The sequence below is a fragment of the Methylobacterium nonmethylotrophicum genome, from assembly GCF_004745635.1.
Lineage (GTDB): Bacteria > Pseudomonadota > Alphaproteobacteria > Rhizobiales > Beijerinckiaceae > Methylobacterium > Methylobacterium nonmethylotrophicum.
In genome coordinates, this window is the sequence record NZ_SRLB01000008.1 from 141513 (window position 1) to 165239 (window position 23727).

Annotated in this window: 23 protein-coding genes and 1 pseudogene; 12 read left to right on the top strand and 12 right to left on the bottom strand. The window is 71.4% G+C overall.

The features are described 5' to 3' along the window. Positions 1-36: 36 nt before the first annotated feature. The 7 genes from EU555_RS12700 to EU555_RS12730 form a co-directional block, all read right to left on the bottom strand. A complete protein-coding gene (locus EU555_RS12700) occupies positions 37-318 on the bottom strand; it encodes a DUF2160 domain-containing protein (RefSeq protein WP_135415002.1) in 282 nt (93 codons plus the stop codon). A gap of 16 nt (positions 319-334) precedes the next feature. Next, complete coding sequence (locus EU555_RS12705) at positions 335-1132, bottom strand: carbohydrate ABC transporter permease (protein ID WP_135415003.1); 798 nt, start codon at positions 1130-1132, stop codon at positions 335-337. Beyond that, the gene (locus tag EU555_RS12710; RefSeq protein ID WP_135415004.1) at positions 1132-2106 is read right to left on the bottom strand and encodes a carbohydrate ABC transporter permease; all 975 of its coding nucleotides are present in this window, start codon (positions 2104-2106) and stop codon (positions 1132-1134) included. The genes EU555_RS12705 and EU555_RS12710 overlap by 1 nt, the downstream gene beginning before the upstream one ends. After that, complete coding sequence (locus tag EU555_RS12715) at positions 2103-3188, bottom strand: ABC transporter ATP-binding protein (RefSeq protein ID WP_135415005.1); 1086 nt, start codon at positions 3186-3188, stop codon at positions 2103-2105. The genes EU555_RS12710 and EU555_RS12715 overlap by 4 nt, the downstream gene beginning before the upstream one ends. A 14-nt stretch (positions 3189-3202) precedes the next feature. Further along, positions 3203-4288 carry an ABC transporter ATP-binding protein gene (locus tag EU555_RS12720; protein ID WP_135415006.1) on the bottom strand — a complete coding sequence of 362 codons (1086 nt, stop codon included), beginning with the start codon at positions 4286-4288 and terminating at the stop codon, positions 3203-3205. Between the two features lie 22 nt (positions 4289-4310). After that, on the bottom strand, positions 4311-5858 hold the full coding sequence (glpD, locus tag EU555_RS12725; RefSeq protein ID WP_245524277.1) for a glycerol-3-phosphate dehydrogenase: 1548 nt from the start codon (positions 5856-5858) through the stop codon (positions 4311-4313). Between the two features lie 133 nt (positions 5859-5991). Then, positions 5992-6795 carry a DeoR/GlpR family DNA-binding transcription regulator gene (locus tag EU555_RS12730; protein ID WP_135415122.1) on the bottom strand — a complete coding sequence of 268 codons (804 nt, stop codon included), beginning with the start codon at positions 6793-6795 and terminating at the stop codon, positions 5992-5994. Positions 6796-6964: 169 nt separating this feature from the next. On the opposite strand from EU555_RS12730, the pseudogene EU555_RS36975 reads away from it, so the two are divergent. Both EU555_RS36975 and EU555_RS12740 read left to right on the top strand, forming a co-directional pair. Further along, positions 6965-7177, top strand: a pseudogene (locus tag EU555_RS36975) (type II toxin-antitoxin system ParD family antitoxin); the annotation flags it as partial. A 32-nt stretch (positions 7178-7209) separates the two neighbouring features. Further along, positions 7210-7500: a type II toxin-antitoxin system RelE/ParE family toxin gene (locus EU555_RS12740; protein WP_135415009.1), complete on the top strand. Its 291-nt coding sequence runs from the start codon at positions 7210-7212 to the stop codon at positions 7498-7500. On the opposite strand, the gene EU555_RS36980 is transcribed toward EU555_RS12740, so the two are convergent. Together EU555_RS36980 and EU555_RS12745 are read right to left on the bottom strand one after the other, a co-directional pair. Then, positions 7470-7754 (bottom strand): helix-turn-helix domain-containing protein, encoded by a 285-nt coding sequence (locus tag EU555_RS36980; protein WP_245524278.1) that lies wholly within the window; start codon positions 7752-7754, stop codon positions 7470-7472. The two genes, EU555_RS12740 and EU555_RS36980, sit on opposite strands and share 31 nt — an antisense overlap. 17 nt (positions 7755-7771) lie before the next feature. Further along, the gene (locus EU555_RS12745) at positions 7772-8647 is read right to left on the bottom strand and encodes a DUF1612 domain-containing protein (RefSeq protein WP_245524279.1); all 876 of its coding nucleotides are present in this window, start codon (positions 8645-8647) and stop codon (positions 7772-7774) included. 243 nt (positions 8648-8890) lie between these two features. Between EU555_RS12745 and EU555_RS12750 the strand changes: the two genes are divergently transcribed. The 6 genes from EU555_RS12750 (at position 8891) to EU555_RS12775 (ending at position 15993) form a co-directional block, all read left to right on the top strand. Next, positions 8891-9856: a glycosyltransferase family protein gene (locus EU555_RS12750; RefSeq protein WP_342636472.1), complete on the top strand. Its 966-nt coding sequence runs from the start codon at positions 8891-8893 to the stop codon at positions 9854-9856. Between the two features lie 11 nt (positions 9857-9867). Then, on the top strand, positions 9868-10818 hold the full coding sequence (locus EU555_RS12755; RefSeq protein ID WP_135415125.1) for a glycosyltransferase family 2 protein: 951 nt from the start codon (positions 9868-9870) through the stop codon (positions 10816-10818). Between the two features lie 132 nt (positions 10819-10950). Then, a complete protein-coding gene (locus tag EU555_RS12760; protein ID WP_135415010.1) occupies positions 10951-11721 on the top strand; it encodes a glycosyltransferase family 2 protein in 771 nt (256 codons plus the stop codon). Next, entirely contained in the window at positions 11721-12413 is a 693-nt protein-coding gene (locus tag EU555_RS12765) for a TVP38/TMEM64 family protein (RefSeq protein ID WP_135415011.1), read from the top strand. Before EU555_RS12760 ends, EU555_RS12765 begins: the two co-directional genes overlap by 1 nt. Next, a complete protein-coding gene (locus EU555_RS12770; RefSeq protein WP_245524280.1) occupies positions 12410-13816 on the top strand; it encodes a DUF2142 domain-containing protein in 1407 nt (468 codons plus the stop codon). The genes EU555_RS12765 and EU555_RS12770 overlap by 4 nt, the downstream gene beginning before the upstream one ends. Positions 13817-14217: 401 nt before the next feature. Continuing rightward, on the top strand, positions 14218-15993 hold the full coding sequence (locus EU555_RS12775; RefSeq protein WP_135415012.1) for an ABC transporter ATP-binding protein: 1776 nt from the start codon (positions 14218-14220) through the stop codon (positions 15991-15993). A gap of 62 nt (positions 15994-16055) precedes the next feature. Here EU555_RS12775 and EU555_RS12780 read toward each other — a convergent pair whose 3' ends face one another. Together EU555_RS12780 and gcvA are read right to left on the bottom strand one after the other, a co-directional pair. Next, complete coding sequence (locus EU555_RS12780) at positions 16056-16352, bottom strand: DUF1330 domain-containing protein (RefSeq protein WP_135415013.1); 297 nt, start codon at positions 16350-16352, stop codon at positions 16056-16058. Positions 16353-16429: 77 nt separating this feature from the next. Further along, complete coding sequence (gcvA, locus tag EU555_RS12785; RefSeq protein WP_135415014.1) at positions 16430-17326, bottom strand: transcriptional regulator GcvA; 897 nt, start codon at positions 17324-17326, stop codon at positions 16430-16432. 149 nt (positions 17327-17475) lie between these two features. Here gcvA and EU555_RS12790 point away from each other — a divergent pair, with 149 nt between their 5' ends. Continuing rightward, positions 17476-18303 (top strand): EamA family transporter, encoded by an 828-nt coding sequence (locus EU555_RS12790; RefSeq protein ID WP_205820898.1) that lies wholly within the window; start codon positions 17476-17478, stop codon positions 18301-18303. A gap of 4 nt (positions 18304-18307) precedes the next feature. Here the strand turns inward: EU555_RS12790 and EU555_RS12795 are convergent, their stop codons facing one another. Further along, positions 18308-18928, bottom strand: a complete 621-nt coding sequence (locus EU555_RS12795; protein ID WP_135415015.1) for a pyridoxamine 5'-phosphate oxidase family protein — start codon at positions 18926-18928, stop codon at positions 18308-18310. A gap of 320 nt (positions 18929-19248) precedes the next feature. Here EU555_RS12795 and repA point away from each other — a divergent pair, with 320 nt between their 5' ends. From repA to EU555_RS12810, 3 genes are all read left to right on the top strand, one after another. Next, positions 19249-20463, top strand: coding sequence for a plasmid partitioning protein RepA (repA, locus tag EU555_RS12800; protein WP_135415016.1), 1215 nt, complete (start codon positions 19249-19251; stop codon positions 20461-20463). Then, positions 20460-21497 (top strand): plasmid partitioning protein RepB, encoded by a 1038-nt coding sequence (repB, locus tag EU555_RS12805; RefSeq protein WP_135415017.1) that lies wholly within the window; start codon positions 20460-20462, stop codon positions 21495-21497. The genes repA and repB overlap by 4 nt, the downstream gene beginning before the upstream one ends. Positions 21498-21690: 193 nt before the next feature. Beyond that, complete coding sequence (locus EU555_RS12810) at positions 21691-22830, top strand: replication protein RepA (RefSeq protein WP_245524281.1); 1140 nt, start codon at positions 21691-21693, stop codon at positions 22828-22830. Positions 22831-23727 lie beyond the last annotated feature (897 nt).

Genomic DNA, 23727 nt, shown 5'->3' on the forward strand with positions numbered 1-23727 from the left:
GTGCCGGCTGGCTGCCGGACGTGGCGACGGACTTTTTCAGGCGAAGCGGAACATCACCGCTCCGTAAACGAGCGAGAGCGCGAGCGCCCATTCGAGGCTCGGGCCGACGAGGCCGAGCCAGGCGAGGTTGATGAAGGCGGCCCCGACCAGCGTCAGGAAGAGCCGGTCGCCGCGGGTGGTGGGGATCCGCAGGATCCCGACCTGCTCGGTCTCGGGGCGCCAGACGGCGAGCGCCGTCATCAGGGCGAGCAGGCCGGCGATGACCGCGAAGAAGAGCGCGGTCTGCCAGGTCCAGGCCATCCAGGCGAAATCAAGCATCGGACTGGCTCCCCGATCACACCCGCCCGAGGGCGAAGCCCTTGGCGATGTAGTTGCGCACGAACCAGATCACGAGGGCACCCGGCACGATGGTGAGCACGCCCGCCGCCGCGAGCAGGCCCCAATCCATGCCGGCGGCCGAGACCGTGCGGGTCATGGTGGCGGCGATGGGCTTGGCGTCGACCGAGGTGAGCGTGCGGGCGAGCAGCAATTCGACCCAGGAGAACATGAAGCAGAAGAAGGCGGCGACGCCGATGCCCGACGCGATCAGCGGCATGAAGATCTTCACGAAGAAGCGCGGGAACGAGTAGCCGTCGATCGCCGCGGTCTCGTCGATCTCGCGGGGCACGCCGGACATGAAGCCTTCGAGAATCCAGACCGCCAGCGGCACGTTGAACAGGCAGTGGGCGAGCGCCACGGCCCAGGGCGTGTCGAACAGGCCGACCGCCGAGTAGAGGTTGAAGAACGGCAGCGCGAACACCGCTGGCGGCGCCATCCGGTTCGACAGCAGCCAGAAGAACAGGTGCTTGTCGCCGATGAAGCTGTAGCGCGAGAAGGCGTAGGCCGCCGGCAAAGCCAGCCCGATCGACAGCACGGTGTTGATCGCCACGTAGGACAGCGAGTTCAGGTAGCCGCCGTACCAGCTCGGATCGGTGAAGATCCGGATGTAGTTGTCGAACGTGATGGCATGAGGCCAGAGCGTCATGCTCGCGTTGATTTCCTGGTTGGTCTTCAGGCTCATGTTCACGAGCCAGTAGATCGGCACCATCAGGAACAGGAGATAGAGCGTCATCACGACGTGGCGCGGGCGCATCAAGCGGCCCTCCGGTCGAGCGGGATGGAGGTGGCGGGGGGCAGGCTGCCGGCGGCGGCGGCATCCGCCGGGTCGCTCTCGGTCAGCACCGTGCGGTTGCCGGCATCCACATTGGTCATCACGGTGTAGAACACCCAGCAGACGCTCAGGATGATCAGGTTGTAGACCAGCGACATCGCCGCCGCCCGGCCGAGGTCGAACTGCCCGAGCGCCAGCTTGACGAGGTCGATCGACAGGAAGGTCGTGGCGTTGCCGGGCCCGCCGCCGGTGAGCACGAAGGGCTCGGTGTAGATCATGAACGAGTCCATGAAGCGCAAAAGCACGGCGATCAGCAGGACGCGGCGCATCTTCGGCAGCTGGATGGTGCGGAAGATCGCCCACTGGCTCGCCCCGTCGATGCGGGCGGCCTGGTAATAGGCGTCGGGGATCGACTTCAGGCCGGCATAGCACAGGAGCGCGACGAGGCTCGTCCAGTGCCAGACGTCCATGGTCACGATGGTGACCCAGGCGGCGAGCGCGCTGCCGGCGTAATTGTAGTCGAGGCCGAGCCGGTTGAGGGTGGAGCCGAGGAGGCCGATGTCGCTGCGGGCGAAGACCTGCCAGATCGTGCCGACGACGTTCCACGGGATCAGCAGCGGCAGCGCCATCAGCACGAGGCAGAAGGCGACCCCGCGCCCCTCCCGGGGCATCGAGAGGGCCACCGCGATGCCGAGCGGCACCTCGATCGCCAGGATGATCGCGGAGAAGAGCAGGTTGCGCCACAGCGAGTCGAAGAAGCGCTCGCCGAACTGGCTCGACGGGTCGAGCAGTTCCTGGAACCAGCCGATGCCGTTCCAGAAGAACTGGTTGTTGCCGAAGGTGTCCTGCACCGAGTAGTTGACCACCGTCATCAGCGGCAGCACCGCCGAGAAGGCGACGACGGCGAAGACCGGCAGGACGAGGAGCCAGGCCTTCTGGTTGACGGTCTTGGTCATGCGGCCTCCCCGGGCACCAGGGCGCCGTCGGCGTAGATGTGGATCTGGCGCGGATCGAGGGTGAGCGCCGCCTCGGCTCCGTCGAGGCTCTGGCCCTCCGCCACCGTGGCGACGAGGGGCCGGCCGCCGAGCTCGACCCGCGCGAGGCGCTGGCGGCCGATATCGTCGATGCGCCGCACCTGCACCGGCAGGCCGAGGCCCTTGGGGGCGAGGTGGACGTATTCCGGCCTGACGCCCAGCTCGATCCGCTTGCCCGTGGGCAGGTCGGGGTAGTGGCGGGCGAGCGGGATGGCGTGGCCCTCGATCGTCGCGGTCGCGCCCACAACCTGAGCAGGCAGCAGGTTCATGCCCGGCGAGCCGATGAAGTGGCCGACGAAGGTGTGGGCCGGGCGCTCGAACAGCTCGTCCGGGGTCCCGGTCTGCACCACCGCGCCGTCATGCATCACCACCACCGTGTCGGCGAAGGTCAGCGCCTCGGTCTGGTCGTGGGTGACGTAGATCATCGTCAGGTCGAGCTTGCGGTGCAGCTCCTTCAAGGTGGAGCGCAGCTGCCATTTGAGGTGCGGGTCGATGACGGTGAGCGGCTCGTCGAACAGGATCGCCGCCACGTCCGGGCGCACGAGGCCGCGGCCGAGCGAGATCTTCTGCTTCATGTCCGCCGTCAGGTTGTTGGCGCGGCGGTCGAGCACCCGGGTGAGGTCGAGGAGGCCGGCGATCTCCTCCACCCGCGACCGGATGGTGGCGGGGGCGACGCGCCGGTTCCTGAGCGGGAAGGCCAGGTTCTCCCGCACCGTCATGGTGTCGTAGACGACCGGGAACTGGAACACCTGGGCGATGTTGCGCCCCTCGGTCGGCACCGTGGTGACGTCGCGGTCGTCGAACAGGATGCGGCCGCGGGTCGGGACCACCAGCCCGGAGATGATGTTGAGCAAGGTGGACTTGCCGCAGCCGGACGGACCGAGCAGCGCGTAGGCGCCGCCCTGGCGCCAGACGTGGTCGATTTCCTTCAACGCGTAGTCCTGCGGCCCTTGCGGGTTCGGGCCGTAGGCATGGGCGAGGTGGTCGAGGGTGATGCGGGCCATGGATCCCCTCCGTGTCAGGCCGCCGCCGGCAGGTCGAGGGCGGCCGTGCGGCCGGATCCGTCGAACACCAGGGCGTGGCGGGGGTCGAGCCAGGCGGTCACCGCCGTGCCGGGCTCCAGCCGGCGCACGCCGGGCACGAGCGCGATCAGGCGGCTCTCGCCGGCATCGATATGGACGAAGCTCTCCGAGCCGGTGATCTCGGCGACCGAGACGGTGGCGGGGAGCGCGATCGCCTCGCCCGGCAGGGGATCGAGGGCGAGGTGATGGGCGCGAAAGCCGATCGTGTAGGCGCCGTCCGGCACGGTCGCGAGCGTTCCGGTCGCCCGGACCTGGCCGCCGGTCGGCAGGGTGACCCGGCCGCCGGCCTTCACGACGCTGAGCGTGTTGAGCGGCGGGTCCGAGAAGACCTTGGCGGTGACGAGGTCGTCGGGCCGGCGGTAGACGTCGGGCGTCGGGCCCACCTGCGTGACGCGGCCCTGGTGCAGGGTGGCGGTGCGCCCGCCGAGCATCAGCGCCTCGGCCGGCTCGGTGGTGGCGTAGACGAAGATCGCGCCGGTCGCCGCGAAGATGCGCGGCAATTCCTCGCGCAGTTCCTCGCGCAGCTTGTAGTCGAGATTCGCCAGCGGCTCGTCCATCAGCACGAGGTCGGCGCGCTTGCACAAGGCGCGTGCGATGGCGGTGCGCTGCTGCTGGCCGCCGGAGAGTTCGAGGGGCTTGCGCTTGAGATAGGGTTCGAGCCGCAGCAGTCCCGCCGCCTCGCGCACCCGCGCCTCGATCTCGGCCTTCGCGACGCCGGCGACCCGCATCGGCGAGGCGATGTTCTCGTAGACCGAGAGGGACGGGTAGTTGATGAACTGCTGGTAGACCATCGCGACGTTGCGGCGCTGCACCGGCAGGCCGGTCACGTCCTTGCCGTCGGCGATGATCCGGCCCTCGCTCGGCGCCTCGAGCCCGGCCATCAGGCGCATCAAAGTGGTCTTGCCGGCGAGCGTCTGGCCGAGCAGCACGTTGAGCGAGCCCTTCGGCAAGGCGAGGCTGACGTCGCGGATATGCGTCTCGGGCCCGACCCGCTTGGTGACGCTCTCCAGGATCAGGGTCATGGCGCCCTCCCGTCTCTTCTTGTCAGGCCGCGTTGGGCGCGGCGGCGGCGCGGCGCATGAAGTCGTCGAGGGCCGAGGCCTCGGCCGGCGTGACCCTAAGGCCGAGCTTCGAGCGGCGCCAGAGCACATCGTCGGCGGACGAGGCCCATTCGCGGCGCATCAGGTGGCGCACCTCGCGCTCGGTGAGGTCGGCCCCGAAGAGCCGGCCGAGATCGGCCATCGAGCGGGCGCCGCTCAGGATCTCCCGCGCCTCGGTGCCGTAGGCCCGCACCAGCCGGGCGATCAGCACCTCGGGCAGGCCGGGGTGCTGGCGCGTCAGCCCGGCCACCACGTCGTCGTAGCTCTCCTTGGGAAAGTTGCCGCCCGGCAGGGTGGCACCCGACGTCCACGGGGCCTTCCTGGCCGCCGGCAGATGATCCTTGAGGCGATCGAGGGCCGATTCGGCGAGGCGGCGGTAGGTGGTGATCTTGCCGCCGAAGACCGAGAGCATCGCCGGCTGGCCCTCCGGCGCGTCGAGGGTCAGGACGTAGTCGCGGGTGGCTTCCTGGGCCTTCGAGGCGCCGTCGTCGTAGAGCGGGCGCACGCCCGAATAGGTCCACACCACCTCGTCGCGGGTCACCGGCTCGCGGAAGTATTCGCTCGCGGCGGCGCAGAGATAGGTGATCTCCTCCTCGCTCGCCCTCACGTCGGCGGGATCGCCCTTATAGTCGCGGTCGGTGGTGCCGATCAGGGTGAAGTCGCGCTCGTAGGGGATCGCGAAGATGATGCGCTGGTCGGCGTTCTGGAAGATGTAGGCGCGGTCGTGCTTGAAGAGGCGCCGCACCACGATGTGGCTGCCCTGGACGAGGCGCACGCCCTCGGTCGAGTTGGCGCGGGCGACGCCCGTGAGCACGTTCGCGACCCAGGGGCCGGCGGCGTTGACGAGGGTGCGGGCCCGCACCGTCTCGCGGGCGCCGGTCTGGCGGTCCTCCACCGTCAGCTCCCACAGCCCGGCGGCGCGGGCGGCCGTGACGACCCGGGTGCGCGGACGGATGATCGCGCCGCGCTCGGCGGCGTCGCGGGCGTTCAGCACCACGAGGCGCGAATCCTCGACCCAGCAATCCGAGTATTCGAAGCCGCGGCGAAAGCCGGGTTTCAACGGCGCGCCGGCGGGGTCGCGGGTCAGGTCGAGGGTGCGGGTGCCGGGCAGGCGCTTGCGGCCGCCGAGGTTGTCGTAAAGGAGCAGGCCGAGGCGCAGGAGCCAGCCGGGACGCAGGCCCGCATGGTGCGGCAGCACGAAGCGCAGGGGCCAAACGATGTGGGGCGCCATGCCCCACAGGACCTCGCGCTCCATCAGGGCCTCGCGCACCAGGCGGAACTCGTAATGCTCGAGGTAGCGCAGGCCGCCGTGGATCAGCTTGGTCGAGGTCGAGGAGGTGCCGCTGGCCAGGTCGTTCTGCTCGAACAGCACCACGGAGGCGCCGCGGCCCACCGCGTCGCGGGCGATGCCGCAGCCATTGATGCCGCCGCCGATCACCGCGAGGTCGAACACCCCGCGCTCGTCGCCGGGCTGCTGGCGCCTGGGGCCCAAGGCCACCTCCCTGTCGAAGCCTTTCGGCTCTTTCGTTTGCATCCTGCCGCGAATCTAACCGCGAGCGAGGGCGGACGCAAGCGAAACCGAAAGCGGGAAGGTGCGAACGAAAGCCGACAACTTTCGGTTTCGGCTACTCCGCGGCGTCGGAGGTTTCCTGCTGACCCGCCTCGACGCCCGCCTCGACCAGGACGACGCGGTGGGCCGCGCACATCTCCCGCAAGGCGCCGGAGGGCAGCGCGTCGGTGACGAAGTAGTCGAGCTCGGCGAAGTGGCCGACCCGGATCGGCGCCGAGCGTTCGAGCTTCAGCTTGTCGGCGACCAGGATCACCCGGCGGGCGTTCTCGATGATGGCGCGGGCGACCCGCACCTCGCGGTAGTCGAAGTCGAGCAGCGTGCCGTCCTCGTCGATCGCCGAGACGCCGATCACCGCGTAGTCGACCTTGAACTGGTTGATGAAGTCGACCGCCGCCGAGCCGATCACCGCCCCGTCCGCCCGCCGCACCGGCCCGCCGGCGACGATCAGGCTCATCTTCGGGTGGCGGTAGAGCAGGGTCGCCACGTTGAGGTTGTTGGTGATGACGAGCAGGTCCTCGTGGTCGCCGAGCGCGCGCGCCACCTCCTCGGTGGTGGTGCCGATGTTGATGAACAGCGAGGCGCTGTTGGGGATGAGCTTTGCCGCCGCCGCGCCGATCGCCCGCTTCTCGCCATGGGCGACGAGGCGGCGCGCCTCGTACGACACGTTCTCGACCCCGGAGGCGACCACGGCGCCGCCGTGGATGCGCGACAGGAGCCGGCTGTCGCAGAGTTCGTTCAGGTCCTTGCGGATCGTCTGCGGCGTCACCTCGAACCGTGCCGCCAGGTCCTCGACGCTGACCCGCCCGTTCAGGCGGGCGAGGGCGAGGATGTCCTGCTGGCGCTGGGAAATCTGGTCGATCACGACGCGCATGCCTTGTTCTTGCCCGCGACGGCGCGGGGACGGGCATTGTCGGGGCAAGCGGGGGCGGGTGCAATCGGGTGTGGCGGCCCGTCCCGGGCTGCGTAGGGCTGAGACGCAGGGCTAGAGAAGTACCAATTTTTGATATATGCTCGTTGTGGAGTTGATCATGGCCCGCAACACATCCGTTTCGCTCGGCGAGCATTTCACTCAGTTCATCGATCAGCAAGTTGAGGGAGGTCGATACGGCTCTGCCAGCGATGTGATTCGCGCAGGATTGCGTCTTCTCGAAGAGCGCGAAACAAAGCTTGAGGCATTGCGATCCGCCCTGATCGAAGGTGAAGCCAGCGGCGACTTTCAGGATTTCGACACTGATGCTTTCCGGCCTCCTTGCACCTGTCCAGCGGACAATAAGTGGGCATCCGCCTCTCCGCAGCCGCTCGCTGGTACCTCTCGGGCATCTGGGCCTATTCGGCCGAACGCTGGGACAAAGCGCAGGCTGACCGCTCTGGTCGCGTGATCGCGGACGGCCTTGATCGCCTTGCTAGTGGTATCGCGAAACGCCGCAGCGCCGACGAAGTCCGCCCCGGGTACTTCAAACTCGCGGTTGGCTCACATGTGATCTTCTACCGTACCAGAGAGCGCGACATGATCGAGGTCGTGCGGATCCTGCATCAGCGGATGGATTTCGAGCGCCATGTGTGAGGCGACCACATCATCAAGCGTCGTCGTAGGCGCGAAGCCCTCACACGATCCCCCCACGCCCGGTACCGCCGCCGCTCCGTCAGCTCCCGCGGCCGGGCCGGGCCCAGCTCGGCCAGCATGCCCTCCACCGCCTGCGGGCTGACCGAGAGCGCCCGGGCCGCGCTCGCCACCGTGACGAGGGGCGTGCCGACGAACAGGTCGACGAGTTGCGGCAGCCGCGAGGTCCGTCGGCGCCCGGTGCAGGCGCGCAGCATCGCCTCGCGGGCGAGCGTCAGGCGGTCGAGGTCGCGCCCGCCGCTGCGGCGGCCTCGACCGCCTCGAGGAGCCCGGCCAGGCGCTCCGGCATCGGCAGCGCCCGCGACCAGCGCGCCCGGCTGTCGCGCGGGCCGAGCGACAGGGCCGGCAGGTGGGCCCTGGCCTTGGCCCGGGCCCGCAGCAGGGCCGCCGCCGCGAGGGAGCCACGATGGCCCTCGCGCGGGCTCGGGTCGAGCACCAGCCAGGCGTCGAGGGCGATGGCCGCGGCCAGCACCGCCGGCAGGTCGCGGGTCTCGTCGAGGACCCGCCGCCAGGAGCAGACCGGATCCTCGCCTGGATCGGCGTGCGGCGCCGGCCCGCCCGATGCGAAGCCCGCGAGGGCGCGGCGGATGCGAGCCAGCAGCCGGTCGATGGCGGCGAGGTCGGGGCCGGGCGCCTCCTCGTCTTCCGGGTCGGGCCGGTTCGCCTCCGTCTCCGGAGGGAGCGACGCCGCGGGGCCGGGCCCGGCGAGGAGCGCCCAGCCGTAGGCGGAGGAGGCCCGGCCCGTCGGCGCCGCGGCGAGGCGGCGGCGGTCGGCCAGCATGGCGGCGGCGCGCCCGAGGGCGTGGGTCGCGCGACGCACGTCCATCGCCGCCTCGTGCAGCACCAGGTCCTCGAGGGCGACGAACGCGCCCTCGAGGGACAGGGCGGCCTGAGCATCGAACAGATGCGCCCGGGCACGGGCGCCGTCCGCGAGGACCGGCTCGGAGCGGGGCGAGGCGCTCGTCGAGCCGCACCAGCGCGTCGGTGGCGCTCGCCACGGGACCGGCCAAGCCGCGCCAGGCAGCCGGGAGGCGGATCGGGTCGGGATCGTAAACCATTGCGGCGGCACGATGCGGGAACTCAGGCACAACGGAAGCGCCGCTTCGCTTGGCCAACAGGGAGGCCGCGTTCGGCCCAGGGGTGAACATCCCGGCCAACCGCTCTCCTTGACGTGGGCAAATTTCCCACATACATCGGACCTCGGCCGGTCGGCGCCTCGGGACGGCATCATGGCCGAGGTGCTCCGACCAAGCCGCCCCGCCCCAATTTCGCTACCCGGGCGGCCTATCGACCCGCCCGATCCACCGGCCCACCCACCGCGACGAGGCCTCCCGTGACCCACCCGGACGCCGTGCAGGAGGCGGACGTGCGCCAGACCCCCGCCGAGACGACCCCGTCGCGCGCCATCGCTCCCCTCCCGGTCGCCGTCGGCATCACGGTGTTCCGGCCGACCCCGGCACAGGTCGCGGCCCTCTGCGCCCGGGTCGAGGCCGATCCGCGCCTGACGATCGTGTTCGACAATGGCGGCCTGCCGCCGGAGGCAGCGACGGGTCTCAAGCAGCGCGGCGCCCGGGTGCTGTCGGAGGGCCGCAACATCGGGGTCGGCGGCGCCCTCGACGCGCTGGCCCGGGCGGCAACCGCGGCGGGCGCCGCCCAGGTGCTGCTCCTCGACCAGGATGCGGAGTTCCCGCCCGGTCAGGTCGCCGCCCTCGAGGCGGCGCTGGCGCGGCTCTCGGCCTCGAGCCCGCCGCCGGCTTTGGTCGGCCCGCGGCCGGAGGCGGCGCCCGGCCGCAAGGCGCCGTCCGCTCCGCGCCGGCCGGAGATCCCCGATGACGGCTCGCTCGTGCCGGTGGAGTTCCTGGCCACCTCGGGCTCGCTCATCGATCTCGCGGCCTACGCCCGGATCGGCCCGTTCCGGAGCGACTTCTTCATCGACGGCGTCGACCTCGAATGGTGCTTCCGTGCCTGGGCCCGGGGCTATGGCTGCTGGATGGAGACGCAAACCGCCCTCCCCCACCGGGTCGGCGCCGGAGTGATCCGCTCGAGGCTCCTCGGGATCGAGATGCCGCGCCAGCCGCCCTTCCGGATGGCGGCCTACCTGCGCAACAGCATCTATGCCTGGCGGCTGCCGCACGTGCCCCGGCGCTGGTGCCTGCGCCAGGCCGCCTACCTGCCGCTCCAGGCCCTGCTCTACTGGGCCGATGCGGGCTTTCGCCCCGGCATCCTCGCGGGCCTCGCCGGCGGCGTGCTCGACGGCCTGCGCGGCCGGCTCGGCCGGCCGCGGGGATTGCCGTCGTGACCGGCATCGCCATGCCCCCCGCCCTCGACGTGGTCATCGTCAACTGGAACGGCGGCGCCCTGCTGCGGGCCTGCCTCGCCAGCCTGGCGGCGGCCGAATCCGCCCTCGGCGACGACCTGGCCCTGCGGGTCGTCGTCGTCGACAACGCCTCGACGGACGGCTCGCTCGACGATCTGCCGCTCCTGCGCCATGGCCCGGAGGTGATCGCCAATCCCGACAACCAGGGCTTCGGCCGGGCCTGCAACGCCGGGGCGGCCCGGGGCCGCGCCCCCGCGATCCTGTTCCTCAACCCCGATGCGCGGGTGACGGCCGGGAGCCTCGCGGGCGCCCACGCCGCCCTGATGGCGGATCCTGGCACCGGCATCGTCGGGGCGCGGCTCCTCGACGAGGACGGCAGGGTGCAGCGCTCCTGCGCCCGGCGGCCGACCGCCGGCTCGCTGATCGGCCAAGCGCTCCTCCTCGACCGGGCACGGCTGGTGCCCTCCCACTTCATGACCGAGTGGGACCACGGCGAGGACCGGGCGGTCGACCAGGTGATGGGCGCCTTCCTGATGATCCGCCGGCCGCTCTTCGCCTCCCTCGGCGGCTTCGACGAGCGCTTCTTCGTCTATTACGAGGATGTCGACCTCTGCGCCCGGGCCTGGGGCGCGGGCGCCGCGGTGCGCCACCTCGCCGGAATCAGCGTGCGGCACGAGGGCCAGGGCACCACCCGGGCCGCGAAGGCGCACCGCCTGGCCTGCTTCCTCGAGAGCCAGATCCGCTACGCCGCCAAGCATCACGGCCGGGCGACCGCCCTCGCCCTGGTGGCGACCGCCTTCGGCGCGCAGGTCCCCTTGCGCCTCGCCCAGGCGCTGGCGCGGCGCTCGGGGCCCGAGGCCGGCGAGGTGCTGCGCGGGGCGGGCCTGCTCGCCCGGGCGCTGCCCGGCCTCCTGCGGTCGATCGGCCGCCCCTCCACCGCATGACCGCCGCCTCATGATCGCCCTGACCTACGGTTTTCCGGCCACAGCCCACGCATAATCGCGTCCGGTGCCAGTCGCGGTGCTGGCCAGCCGGCGCGGATCTCCCTAGACGGCGTAAAAACTCTCAGGTCCTCCATGCTGCACGGGAAGAAGATCGCCGTCGTCCTGCCGGCCTACAATGCCGCGGCCACCCTGCGGCGCACCTACGCGGAAATTCCCCTCGACGTCGTCGACGACGTCATCCTGGTCGACGATGCCAGCCGCGACGAGACGGTGGCGGTGGCGGCCGAGCTCGGCCTCACGACGATCCGCCACGCCCGCAATTGCGGCTATGGCGGCAACCAGAAGACCTGCTACCGCACGGCGCTGGCCCGCGGCGCCGACATCGTGGTCATGCTGCATCCCGACTACCAGTACGCGCCGCGCCTCGTCACCGCGATGGCCTCGATGATCGTCTCGGGCGAGTACGACGCGGTGCTGGCCTCGCGCATCCTCGGCAAGGGCGCGCTCGTCGGCGGCATGCCGCTCTACAAGTACGTCGCCAACCGCGGCCTCACCCTCGTGCAGAACCTTCTGATGGGCCAGAAGCTGTCCGAGTACCACAGCGGCTACCGCGCCTGGAGCCGGACGGTGCTGGAGGGCCTACCCCTCGACCGCTGCGCGGACGACTTCGTGTTCGACAACCAGATGCTCGCCCAGGCGATCGACGCCGATTTCCGCATCGGCGAGATCTCCTGCCCGACCCGCTACTTCCCCGAGGCGTCGTCGATCAATTTCCGCCGCAGCGTCGTCTACGGCCTCGGCGTGCTCAAGACCTCGCTGGCCTACCGGCTGCACCGCTGGGGCCTGAGGGCCGACCCGCTGTTTCGCGGGCCCGCCCCCGATACCCTGCGGGCGCGGCCGTGATGCGCCGCGCCCCGATCGTCGCAGGGCTCGCCGCCCTGGCGCTGCTCCCCGTCGGGCTCGGCCTCGTGGCGCCGGGCACCCCGGGCGACGTGGCCGCGTGGCTGTCCGCCCTGTGCGAGGGCCAGGGCGCCGCCGGGCCGGCCCTGCTGGTCGCGGCCCAGACCCTGATCGCGGCGAGCGGCGTGCTGCCGGCCTCGCTCCTCGGCATCGCCGCCGGCACCCTGCTGGGCATCGGCCCGGGCTTCGCCACCGCGGCGGCCGGCACGATGGCGGGCGCCCTCCTGAGCTTCTGGATCGGGCGTGTGCTGCTGCGCGGGCGCGGTTCCGGCCTCCTCGCCCGCCGCGGCTGGACCGCCTGCCTCGACCGCTCGGTGGCGGCGGAGGGCTGGCGCCTCGTCTGCCTGATGCGGCTCTCGCCGGTGATGCCCTTCGCGCCGACGAGCTACGCGCTGAGCCTCAGCAGCGTGCGGCTCGCCGACTACCTCGTCGGCACCCTCGCGGCCCTGCCGGCGCTCCTCGCCTACGTGATGCTGGGCGCGCTCGGGCGCACCGCGCTCGCCGGCGAGGCCGAGTGGCTGCGCGGCGGCGTCCTCGTGGTGGGCCTCGGGGCCACAGGGCTGCTGCTGCGCAAGCTCAAGCGCCTCGCCAGGACCCTGCCCCCCGGAAGCGCGCGCGAGGGCGAGCCCCCGTGATCGCCCGCATCGACTGGGCCGGGAGCCAGCCCTGGCTCGCCGCCTTCGCGCTCCTCGCCCTGCCGCTCTGCGTGGTCCTCGCACTCCTCGTGCCGCTCGGCGAGGTGGCGGACGAATCCGCCCACCTCCTGCGGGCGGTGGCCCTTCTCGACGGCCAGGTCGTCGGCCATCGCGAGACCGTGACCTATTCCGACGGCGTCGCCCGCCCGGCGGCCGGCGTCACCGTCGATCCGGCCTGGGAGGTGGTGAGCCGTGGCCGGCCGCCTGCGCCCGACAAGGTCCCGGTGCCGGAGCCGATGCCGGCGCCGGGCGCCCCGGCCTTCCTGCCGCTCTACACCATCGGCACCTACTTTCCGGGCTTCTACGTCCCGGCCGCCCTCGGGACCGGCGCCGGCGCGGCGCTGGGCCTGGGCCATGCCGGAGCGGCGCGGCTCGGGCGGCTCGCCAACGCGGCGGCCTACGGCCTGCTCGGGCTCGCCGCGCTGGCGCTGGCGCGGCGCGGCCGGGCGCTGCTGTTCGGCGTCCTGGTGCTGCCGATGGGCCTGTCGCTCGCGGCCTCCTTCAACCAGGACGCCCTGATGATCGCCGCCTGCGCGCTCGCCGCCGCGCTCCTGACCGGGGAGGAAGCCTGGCGCCGGCGCCTCGCCGCGCTCCTGATCGCCCTCGTGGTGCTGGCCAAGCCCCCCTATGCCGCGATCGCCGCGATGCTGCTGGTGCCGCTGCCGCCGCGCTTCTGGAAGAACCCGGTCCTCTGGCGCCGGGTTCTCACCGCCCTGCTGGTGGTGCTGCCCGGCGCGCTGTGGATCCTCTACACCACGACCAGCGTCGCGACGCCGGTGCCGCGCCTCGCCTACGAGGCCGGCCCGCTCTGGACCGGTCCGCGCCCGGCGACCTTCCTCGGCACCGACACGCGGGCGCAGGCCGGGGTGCTCCTCGCCGATCCGAGCCTGCTCCTCACCCTGCCGGCGAGCTGCCTGTTCGGCCTCAAGCGCGCCCTGACGCTCGCCGCCGGTGCGATCGGCCTCTTCGGCTGGGCCGACCGGCCCCTGCCCGCCGCCGTCTACGCCGCCTGGGGGGCCGGGCTGATCGGGCTCGCGCTCCTGTGCGGGCCCGCCCTCCGGCTGCGCCGGGCGGACCTGGCGCTCCTCGCCCTCGGGGCCCTCGTCACCGCCTGGCTCGTCGCGCTGTCGCAGTACCTGTCCTGGACCGATGTCGGCGAGGTGCGGATCTACGGCCCGCAGGGGCGCTACGTCCTGCCCCTGATCCCGATGCTCGCCCTCGCGGTCGCGCCGCGGCCCGACGCGACCCTCGCCCCCCGGATGCGCTGGACCGTCGCCCTCGGCGCGGCGGTGGCGGCCCTCGACCTCGTGGTGGTGTCGCTCGCGGCCGCGCGGATGTATTGAGGGCGGGGCGGGCCGGCCGCCTCTCACGCCGGATCGCGCGAATGTCTCCCCTCCCCCTAGGCCCCGGGCTATCGGGAAAAAGAACGGGCGCGCTTCTCTCCTCTCCCCGCGGGCGGGGAGAGGCCTGAGCTCCGAAGGGGCTCAGGGAGCAGCGAACCGCAGGTTCGCCGCGAGGGTGAGGGGGTGTCTCCGAATGAGGCTCAGGCTCCTCCGGCACCACCCCCTCACCCTCGCTCCGGCTTCGCCTGCGCTCGCCGCGTCTCCTGGACGGAGGTGGGATCTTCGATCCCCAGGCCCTCTCCCCGCCCGCGGGGAGAGGGGAAAACCCGCGCCGGCTCGAGCCAAGCAGCGCCACTACAGGACCCCATGCCCCCCTCCCCTCCCCTCTCGATTCCCTCACGATGCGCGCCCTGATCGATCTTCTCCGCGCCATGACCAAACGGGAGCGCCGCCGCGCCGGGCTGATCGGGGCCGGGCTGGCGCTCGCGGCCCTGCTCGAAGTGGTCGGCGTCGCCTCGGTGGTGCCGTTCCTGACCCTCGTCGGCGATCCGGGCGCGGCGGCGCGCATTCCGGTTCTCGCCGCGATCCGCGACGGCCTCGGTCTCGCGGACGACCGCACCTTCCTGATCGTCGTCGGGCTCAGCGCCCTGCTCGCCATCCTGACCACCTCCTGCGTCAATGCCGGGCTCACCTACGCCCAGCTGCGCTTCAGCCACGCCGTCGGCTACGGCTTCGCCCGCCGCCTGCTGTTTCGCACCATCGACCGCGAGCGGCTGTTCTTCACCACCGCCAACAGCGCCGAGCTCGCCAAGACGATCCTGAGCGAGACCGACCGCCTCGTCGTCGGCGTGCTGACGCCCGCCACCGTCATCGCCTCGCGGGCGACCTCGGCGACGGCCGTGATCGTCTTCCTGCTCGTCGTCTCGCCGCGGCTCGCCCTCATCCTCGGCGCGGGCTTCGGCGGGCTCTATGTCGGCATCTTCCTCCTGGTGCGGGCGCGGCTCGCCCGCATCGGCGCCCGCGCCGTGGCCGGCAACGAGGCCCGCTTCCGGGTGGTGCACGAGACCCTGGGGGGCCTCACCGAGCTGAAGCTCTACGGCCGGGCGGAAGGGTTTGCGGCCCGGTTCGAGGCGCCGGCCCGCGCCTACGCCCAAGCCAGCGCCGAGAGCCTGCTCACCGGGCAGCTGCCCCGCTTCGTCATCGAGGCCCTGGCCTTCGGGGGCGTCATCGTGGTGGTGCTGTTCGCGCTCTCGCAGGGGCTCGACACCGCCGGCATCCTGCCGCTGCTCGGCCTGTTCGCCTTCGCGGGCTACCGCATGCTGCCGGCCTTCCAGAACGTGTTCAACGCGCTCGCGCTCTTGCGCTTCTACCTGCCGGCGGTGCGGCTCGTCGTCGACGGGCTCGCGGGCGAGCGCCAGCCCGTCCCCCGCGGGCCGGAGCGCCTGCCGTTCCGCGATCACGTCCGCCTGGAGGGCGTCGGGTTCGACTACGAGCCCGGCCGGCCGGCGCTCGCCGGCATCGACCTCACCATCCGGGCGCACACGACGATCGGCCTCGTCGGCCGCACCGGCTCGGGCAAATCGACCCTGATCGGGCTGATCCTCGGCTTCCTCACGCCCACGCGCGGCCGCATCGCGGTCGACGGCACGACGCTCGACGCCGCCGCCCTGCCGGCCTGGCAGAACCGCATCGGCTACGTGCCGCAGGACATTTTTCTCATCGACGGCACCATCGCGGAGAACATCGCCTTCGGGCTCGACCTGATCGATCACGCGGCAGTCGAGCGGGCGGCGCGCCTCGCCGGCGCGCACGACTTCGTCGCCGCCCTGCCGGAGGGCTACGCGACGCGGGTCGGCGAGCGCGGCGCCCGGCTCTCCGGCGGCCAGCGCCAGCGCATCGGCATCGCCCGGGCGCTCTACCACGACCCCGACGTGATCGTGTTCGACGAGGCGACCTCCGCTCTCGACGACGAGACGGAACGCGTGGTGATGCGGGCGGTGCAGGGCCTGTCCGGCACCCGCACCCTGATCATGATCGCCCACCGCCTCACCAGCCTCGCCGGCGCCGACACCGTGCACGTGCTCGAGGGCGGGAGGATCGTCGCCTCGGGCCCGCCCGGGGAGGTGCTGCCGCAGGGGGCATGGGCGGAGGATCGGGATCAGGCGCGATCGGCCTGATCCCTGCGGGCGACCGCCTCCCTGGGGCGGATGCAGCGCCCGGGCCGACCGGCCCGGCGCCTTCAGGACGCAGCGGCCTCGACGATGCGGATGTCGCGCTCGGCCCCGCCCGCAAGGGCGGCGAGGGCCTCCTGATAGGCCGGGCTGTCATGCGCGGCCTGCGCCTGCGCGACGCTGTCGAACTCGATCACCACCGTGCGCTGCGCGAGCCCGGCCTCGTAGGTGTGGACCGGCAGGCCCCGCGCGAGGATCCGGCCGCCGGCCGCGACGATCGCGGGCCCGCTCAGCGTGGCGTAGGCGGCGAGCGCATCGGGGTTGCTGACCGAGCGGTACGTCGCGACCCAGTAGGCCTTGGCCATGGTCTCTCTCCTGGCGTTGGGGGCCACGGTTGCAGGCGCGCGCCGAGGCGATGAGAACGGCGCGTCCTGCGCCGGTCTCAGGTTCCGGAATCATCCGGCAACCCGGCCCCCTCCCCCTCGATCCAGGCCAGGAACGCCGCGACCGTCTCCGCCCTCCCCTCCCGCACATAGGTGCAGTAGGTCCGGGCCGGCAGGCGCGGCCCGGGAAACGGCGCGACCAGGCGACCCGCGGCGAGGTCGTCGGCGATCAGGGCCGTCGGGCCCATGGCGAGGCCGATCCCGTCGAGGGCGGCCTGGAGCGTGAGGTAGAAGTGGTCGAGGGTCAGCGCCGCCGCGGGTGCGAGGCCCGGGATTCCGGCCGCGGCGAGCCAGTCGTCCCACAGCCGCGGCAGACTCGCGCTGTGCAGGAGCGTGTGCCGCGAGAGGTCCTGGAGGGTGTCGAGCGGCACCCGCTCGCGCAGGCCGGGGCTGCAGACCGGCAGCCGCTGCTCGGACAGGAACGGCCGCGCCGTGAAGCCGTAGAAGGTGTCGGGGCCGCCCCGGATGACGACGTCGTAAGGAGCCGGCAGCGCCTCCAGCGGCTGGTTCGCGGTCTCGAGCCTGACCTGGATGGCGGGATGCTGCGCGCGGAAGCGCGCGAGCCGCGGCACCAGCCAGCGCAGGGCGAAGGTCGCCGGCGCGTTGACCCGCAGCACGCCCTGAGCCTCATGGCCGTACTGCGCCGTCGCGGCGGCGATCCGGTCGAGGGCCGGTCCGACCTCGGCGAGGTAGGTGCAGGCCGCGGGCGTCAGCACGACGCGCCGGTTGTGCCGCTCGAACAGCCGCGCCTGCAGCCACGCCTCAAGCCCGCGCACCTGCTGGCTGACGGCGCCGTGCGTCACCCCGAGCTCGTCGGCCGCCGCCTTGAAGCTGCCGAGGCGGGCGGCGGCCTCGAAGGCGCGAAGGGCGTTCAGGGGAGGCAGCGCGCGCCGCATTCGGGTGAGTTTTCCTGCCGAGTCCTGCCCGAACAAATGGTTTGTCGGGCTCGCCGGCAAGAGACAACCCTCACGCGGACATCCATGACGGAGTGTGGCCCCGTGACCGTCGCCTTCCCGACCCGTCGATCCGGCGCCGAGACAGCCGCGTGACCCTCCTCGTCCTCGGCGGCGTGATCGGCGCCGCGATCCTTCATGCGGGCTGGAACGCGGTCCTGCGCGGCGGCAGCGACCGGCTGTGGTCGATGACCCTGATGATGCTCGCGGTCGCGGTCGTCTCGGGCGCGGCGCTGCTGGTCCTGCCCTGGCCGAATGCCGCGAGCTGGCCCTATGTGGTCGCCTCGGCCCTGATCCATGCCGCCTACAACCTGTCCCTGGTGCGGACCTACCGCATCGGCGATCTCGGCCAGACCTACCCGATCTCCCGCGGCTCCTCGCCGGTCCTGGTCTCAATCGGGGCGATGGTGTTCGCGCACGAGGCCGTCACCCTCATGTCGGCGCTCGGCATCGCGCTGGTCTCCGGCGGGATCGTCTCGCTGGCGCTCCAGGGCCGGACGGTCCGGGCCGAGGTGCTCCCCGCCGCCCTCACCACCGGCGTGCTGATCGGCGCCTACACGGTCGTCGACGGGATCGGGGTGCGGCTGTCGGGCGACAGCCTCGCTTACGCCAACGCCATGTTCCTGCTGTGGAGCCTCACCATGCCGCCGCTTTTCCTGGGCCTGCGCGGCCGGCCGCCGGCCTATACGCCGGTCCAGACCGCCATGGCGCTCGCCGGCGGCGTGGTCTCGATCCTTGCCTACGGCATCGTCATCTGGGCGATGCAGTCCGGCGCGATGGGCGTGGTGTCGGCGTTGCGCGAGACCAGCGTGGTCTATGCCGCGCTCATCGGCCGGATCTTCCTCAAGGAGGTGCTGACGGCGCAGCGGGTCGCCTCCTGCCTGGCGATCGCCGCGGGCGCGGCCTGCCTCGCCCTCTGATCCCTCACCACATCGTCTGCTTCGCCCGCTCGGCCCAGGTCCTGTCGTAGGTCTCGCCACCGACGCGGCCGTCGCTGAGCCCGGCCAGGATCTGGCCGGGGGACGGCAGGGTCCTGGGGTCGACCTGGCTCTCGGCCCGCCACAGGCCGGAGCGGATCAGCGCCCGGGCGCACTGGAAATAGACCTCATCGACCCGGATCACCATCACGGTGCGGGGCGCCTTGCCCTCGACCGCGAAGGAGGCGCACAGCTCCGGATCGTCGTCGATCGCCGCCCGGCCGTTGACGCGCAGGGCGTTGCCGATGCCGGGGATCAGGAACATCAGCCCGACCCGCGGGTCGCGCACGACGTTGCGCAGGCTGTCGATCCGGTTGTTGCCGCGGCGGTCCGGCAGCAGGAGCGTGCGCGGATCGGCGACGCGCACGAAGCCCGGGCGGTCGCCGCGGGGCGAGCAGTCGAGCCCCTCCGGCCCGCAGGTCGCGAGCGACAGGAAGGGTGCGGCCTCTATGAAGCGGCCGTAATGCGGGGTGATGTGGTCGGCGACCTTCACGGTCGAGGCCTCGCCGACGGCGCCGAACGCGCCGTAGACCCGCTCGAGATCGGCCTCGGTCTCCAGGATCGCCATCGCTTTGCCTCCACTGTCCGGACGGGTCGGTCGTAGGCGATGGAGGGGGTGCTGAACATCGAGAAGATCGCAAAGCTGCGTGAGATCCGCTCACGTCGGGACCGTGTCGTCGAGGGGTTGCCAAGTGGCAACGCGCGCTGGCAACGGGCATTCTCGGGGCAACCTGGCGAGCGGCACCAACCTCCGGGCCCGGTTGCCAGGTGGCAACCGCTCCCGTCCTGGCGATGATGAATTGGCGTTAACCAAAAACCGTTTGCCTCCCTACGGCCACGCTGGCATCGTCTTACGGAATTTTTCCGTGATGCGCTCAGGAACCGTAAATGCCAGATCAGCCGCAGGAACAGGCGAGAGCCGCAGCCCGCCCCTCGATCACCCGGATCATCGCCGACGACGGCGGCGCCCTCTCGAGCGAGCTGAACGCGCTCCGGCGCACGCTCTTCCCGCCGGCCTCGCACAAGCTGCTGCGCTCGTTCTCCTCCGGCGAGGCCGCGAAGCTGATCGGGGTGGCGGATGGCTACCTGCGCCAGCTCTCGCTCGCCGGCAAGGGCCCGCAGCCCGAGATCGGCCCCGGCGGCCGGCGCTCGTACACGCTCGCGCAGATCAACGAGCTGCGCCAGCTCCTCGACGACGGGCCGAAGGCCAAGCGCTACGTGCCGCACCGCTCCGGCGAGGAGCATTGCCAGGTGCTCGCGGTGGTGAACTTCAAGGGCGGCTCAGGGAAAACCACCACGGCGGCCCACCTCGCCCAGTACCTCGCCTTGCGCGGCTACCGGGTGCTCGCCGTCGACCTCGACCCGCAGGCCTCCCTGACGGCGCTCCACGGCTACCAGCCCGAATTCGACGTCGGCCCCAACCAGACCCTCTATGCCGCGATCCGCCACGACGCCGAGCAGCGGCCCCTCGCCGACGTGGTGCGCAAGACCTACTTCCCGGGCCTCGACCTCGTGCCCGGCAATCTCGAGCTGATGGAGTTCGAGCACGACACCCCACGGGTGCTGGCCGACCGGGACGCCGAGCCGTTCTTCGGCCGCATCGCCACGGCCTTGGGCAGCGTCGCCGAGGATTACGACGTCATGATCCTCGATTGCCCGCCGCAACTCGGCTTCCTGACGCTCGGCGCGCTCTGCGCCGCCACCGCGATGCTGGTGACGGTGCACCCGCAGATGCTCGACGTGATGTCGATGTGCCAGTTCCTGCTGATGGCCTCCGACCTGCTGGGCGTGGTGCAGGAGGCGGGGGCCGACCTCGACTACGACTTCCTGCGCTACGTCGTGACCCGCTACGAGCCCTCCGACGCGCCGCAGACCCAGATGGTCGGCTTCATGCGCTCGCTCTTCCGCGAGCGGGTTCTGACCCACCTGATGCTGAAATCGACCGCCGTGTCCGATGCCGGCCTGTCGAAGCAGACGCTCTACGAGATCGGCCGCGAGAGCTTCACCCGCGCCACCTACGACAGGGCGATCGAGGCCCTCGACGGGGTCAATGGCGAGATCGAGGGCCTGATGCACCGCGCCTGGGGACGCGTGCCGGCATGAAGCGCAAGGATGCTCTCCGCGCCGCTCTCGGCGCCCGCTCCCCCGGCCGCGAGCCGGCGCCGGAGTTGCCAGCTGGCAACCCGGGCGAGGCGGCGGACACGCCGCCCGAGCCGCAACGGCCGCTGGTGCGCTCCGGCGCCGTCGGCGCCATGGGGCGCAGCCTCGGGCGCATCGCCAGCGCGGCGGCGGAAGCCCGCGCCATGGTCGCCTCCGGCGACCGGGTGGTCGAGCTCGATCCGGCCCTGATCGACGGCTCGTTCGTGAAGGACCGCCTGTCGGGCGACCCGGAGGAGCACGCCGCCTTCGTCGACCTCATCCGCGAGCGCGGCCAGCAGGTGCCGATCCTGGTGCGGCCGCACCCGAGCGAGGCCGGCCGCTACCAGGTGGCCTACGGCCATCGCCGCCTGCGGGCCGCCGCCGAGCTCGGCCGGCCGGTGCGGGCGGTGGTCAAGGCGCTCTCGGACCAGGATCTCGTCGTCGCGCAGGGCCAGGAGAACTCGGCTCGGGCCGATCTGAGCTACATCGAGCGGGCCCTGTTCGCGATCGCGCTGGAGGATCGCGGCTTCGACCGTGCCACCATCATGGCGGCGCTCGCGGTCGAGAAGACCCAGCTCTCGCGCCTGATCGGCATCGGCCGGGCGGTGCCGGCGGAGGTGGTGGCGGCAATCGGCCCGGCGCCCAAGGCCGGGCGCCCGCGCTGGACCGCGCTCGTCGAGGCGCTGGCGCGGGACGGGGCAGGGGAGGTGGTGACCCGCATCCTGGCCGCACCCGATTTCCCCGGCCTGTCCTCCGACGACCGCTTCGCCCGGCTGCTCTCGAGCCTGACCGCGCCGCCGCCGCGGCCCGCCCCGGCGCCGGCCGTCTGGACCAACCTCGGCGGCCGGCCGGTGGTGCGGATCGAGCGCGACCCCCAGCGGACCCAGCTCACCATCGACGACCGGCTCGAGCCGGACTTCGCCGCCTACCTGATCCAGAGTCTTCCCCAGCTCTACGCCGCCTTCACCGAGTCGAAGGCCCGCGACGAGACCGATTAAGATCCGCCCCATCGTCGAACCGGCGGGGCGAAGACTCGCCGGTTAGCCACAGCGATTCACAGGAATCTGGCGCTCTGCTTCGGGAATCGGCCCGACTCGACTCTGCCGATTCGGCTTTCGCGCGTTAGGACTCCGCCAAACAGAGTCACGACGCGCGTCCGCGAGGATCCGCGTCCCCGCGCGGAGCCCCTTGGTGGAGAACACGAACCCGCCGCACCCCACGTCCGAGGCGATCGAGGGCGTGCGCGACGCCGACCTCATCGAGATCGTCGAGAAGGCCCGCGGCAGCGTCGCCTACAAGGCGACCCTTGCCTTCGTGCGCGCGAGCCAGGCCAAGCGCGACGCGGAAAGCGAGGCCCGCGCGAAGCTCGTGGTGCTGAAGGCCGAGGCCGAGGCCGAGCGCGCCCGGCTGCCGCGGAATGCCCGCCGCCGCGACGCGGTCCGCGAGGTGATCGAGAACGAGCCGGCCACGCCGGAGAACATCCAGCACATCCACTCGGTGCTGGCGCTCTGCGGCCTGCCGTATCGCGAGCCGAAGGGCGTCACCAACTTCTCCCGGGAGTACGGCCGCAACACGCTCGCGATCAATGCCGGCCGGCTCATCAACCCGGCGACCGGCGACATGGAGATGCAGGGGCTGCCCTACGGCCCGAAGGCGCGGCTCCTCCTGCTCCACCTCTGCACCGAGGCGGTGCGCCAGCGCAGCCCGAAGGTCGAGGTGGCGCAGAGCATGTCGGGCTTCATCCGCGACATGGGCTTCCCGGTCACCGGGGGCGAGCGCGGCACGCTCAAGCAGTTCAAGGAGCAGCTCAACCGGCTCGCCGCCTGCTCGCTGCAGATCGGCCTGTGGGACGGCACCCGCGCCTCGACCCTCAACGTGCCGCCGTTCCGGCAGATGGACGTGTGGCTGCCGCTGCACAACCACCCGGACCAGGGCCTCTTGTGGTCCTCGACCATCACCTTCCACCGCGAGTTCTACGACAACCTGATCCAGCACGCCCTGCCGGTCGACATCCGGGCCGCCCGCGCCTTCGCGGGCTCGGCGCGCAAGCTCGACCTGCTGTTCTGGGTCGGCTACCGGCTCTCGCGCCTGGAGCGGCCGCTGCGGCTCACCTGGGACAACCTCTACAGGCAGTTCGGCAGCGAGAACGGCTCGATCCGCTCGTTCCGCCAGGAATTCCGCAAGGACGTCGCCCACCTCACCGAGGTGTTTCCGCGCCTGCGGCTCACCCTCGACGACGGGGGGATGCAGCTGCTTCCGTCCGACCCGAAGGACCTGCTGGTGCCCCCCAAGGCGGCGCTTGCGAATAAGCGTGCCCGGGCAAGGGCTTGATTCCGCCGACTTCCCTACGAGGGGGGAGGGGCGTCGGGGCGGGGCGTGGGGCCGCACGGGAGGGCCGTGCGCGGCTGTGCGCGTCTTTGTGACGTGATTTAGGTTTATATTCCTGATGTCGGTGACTTCCCCGCAGGGGTGTGCTCGCTGAACGCTCCCGACCCTTGCGGCATGGCTGTATAGGAATCGGGAAAGACGCGGATCCTCTTGTCGTGAATGGGCGATAACCTGTATTATTAATCTTTCCGGTCTTACGTCTACCGATTTAATCCTGTGGTGTGATCCGCTTTACGCTTGATCCATTCCGATACGGATAAGGCGCGGGATCCCCTCTCCCGTGTGGGCTAGCAGATTCACACAACGCGTCTGAAGCCCAACCCTTTGTAAAGGCGAGAACTTTCCCCTCCCCCTTGTGGGGAGGGGCCAGGGGTGGGGGTGGTGCCGAACGGAGCTCGCGCTCTACGCGGCACCACCCCCACCTCCAACTCCTCCCCACAAGGGGGAGGAGAGGCGCCCGATTTTCAAAAGGGAGAGAACAATCAGACCGGAATGTTTGAATACAGTGGCCGGTGTGGGAGAGGGGTAGGGGTGAGGGCGCTACGTTTCGGTGTGAAGCGCTGAGCGTCGAGCTGCCAGCACGACGATCCGAGCTTTAGTCGGAAAGGTGTCACCCTCACCCCCAACCCCTCTCCCACACGGGAGAGGGGAGGCGCGCTCTATTTTTATTCGGACAGCTCAGGATTTTTATTGGAACAGTTCAGGCAGAAATTTTATATGAGCAAAGCGAGGCTCGGAAGGCTCCAGCGCTCTCCGCGCTCTCTGGAGCCCTCCTTCGAGACTGCTGCGCGCAGCGATCTTCGATCCCAGGTCACCTCAGGATGAGGTTCACAGTATGAT

Coding starts and splice junctions, on each gene's coding strand:
- EU555_RS12765 (WP_135415011.1), top strand. CDS start 11,721: ATGCGCCGCGCCCCGATCGTCGCAGGGCTCGCCGCCCTGGCGCTGCTC.
- EU555_RS12780 (WP_135415013.1), bottom strand. CDS start 16,352: ATGGCCAAGGCCTACTGGGTCGCGACGTACCGCTCGGTCAGCAACCCC.
- repA (WP_135415016.1), top strand. CDS start 19,249: ATGCCAGATCAGCCGCAGGAACAGGCGAGAGCCGCAGCCCGCCCCTCG.
- EU555_RS12715 (WP_135415005.1), bottom strand. CDS start 3,188: ATGGCCCGCATCACCCTCGACCACCTCGCCCATGCCTACGGCCCGAAC.
- EU555_RS36980 (WP_245524278.1), bottom strand. CDS start 7,754: ATGCTGCGCGCCTGCACCGGGCGCCGACGGACCTCGCGGCTGCCGCAA.
- EU555_RS12775 (WP_135415012.1), top strand. CDS start 14,218: ATGCGCGCCCTGATCGATCTTCTCCGCGCCATGACCAAACGGGAGCGC.
- gcvA (WP_135415014.1), bottom strand. CDS start 17,326: ATGCGGCGCGCGCTGCCTCCCCTGAACGCCCTTCGCGCCTTCGAGGCC.
- EU555_RS12795 (WP_135415015.1), bottom strand. CDS start 18,928: ATGGCGATCCTGGAGACCGAGGCCGATCTCGAGCGGGTCTACGGCGCG.
- EU555_RS12710 (WP_135415004.1), bottom strand. CDS start 2,106: ATGACCAAGACCGTCAACCAGAAGGCCTGGCTCCTCGTCCTGCCGGTC.
- EU555_RS12760 (WP_135415010.1), top strand. CDS start 10,951: ATGCTGCACGGGAAGAAGATCGCCGTCGTCCTGCCGGCCTACAATGCC.
- EU555_RS12700 (WP_135415002.1), bottom strand. CDS start 318: ATGCTTGATTTCGCCTGGATGGCCTGGACCTGGCAGACCGCGCTCTTC.
- EU555_RS12755 (WP_135415125.1), top strand. CDS start 9,868: ATGCCCCCCGCCCTCGACGTGGTCATCGTCAACTGGAACGGCGGCGCC.
- EU555_RS12720 (WP_135415006.1), bottom strand. CDS start 4,288: ATGACCCTGATCCTGGAGAGCGTCACCAAGCGGGTCGGGCCCGAGACG.
- repB (WP_135415017.1), top strand. CDS start 20,460: ATGAAGCGCAAGGATGCTCTCCGCGCCGCTCTCGGCGCCCGCTCCCCC.
- EU555_RS12705 (WP_135415003.1), bottom strand. CDS start 1,132: ATGCGCCCGCGCCACGTCGTGATGACGCTCTATCTCCTGTTCCTGATG.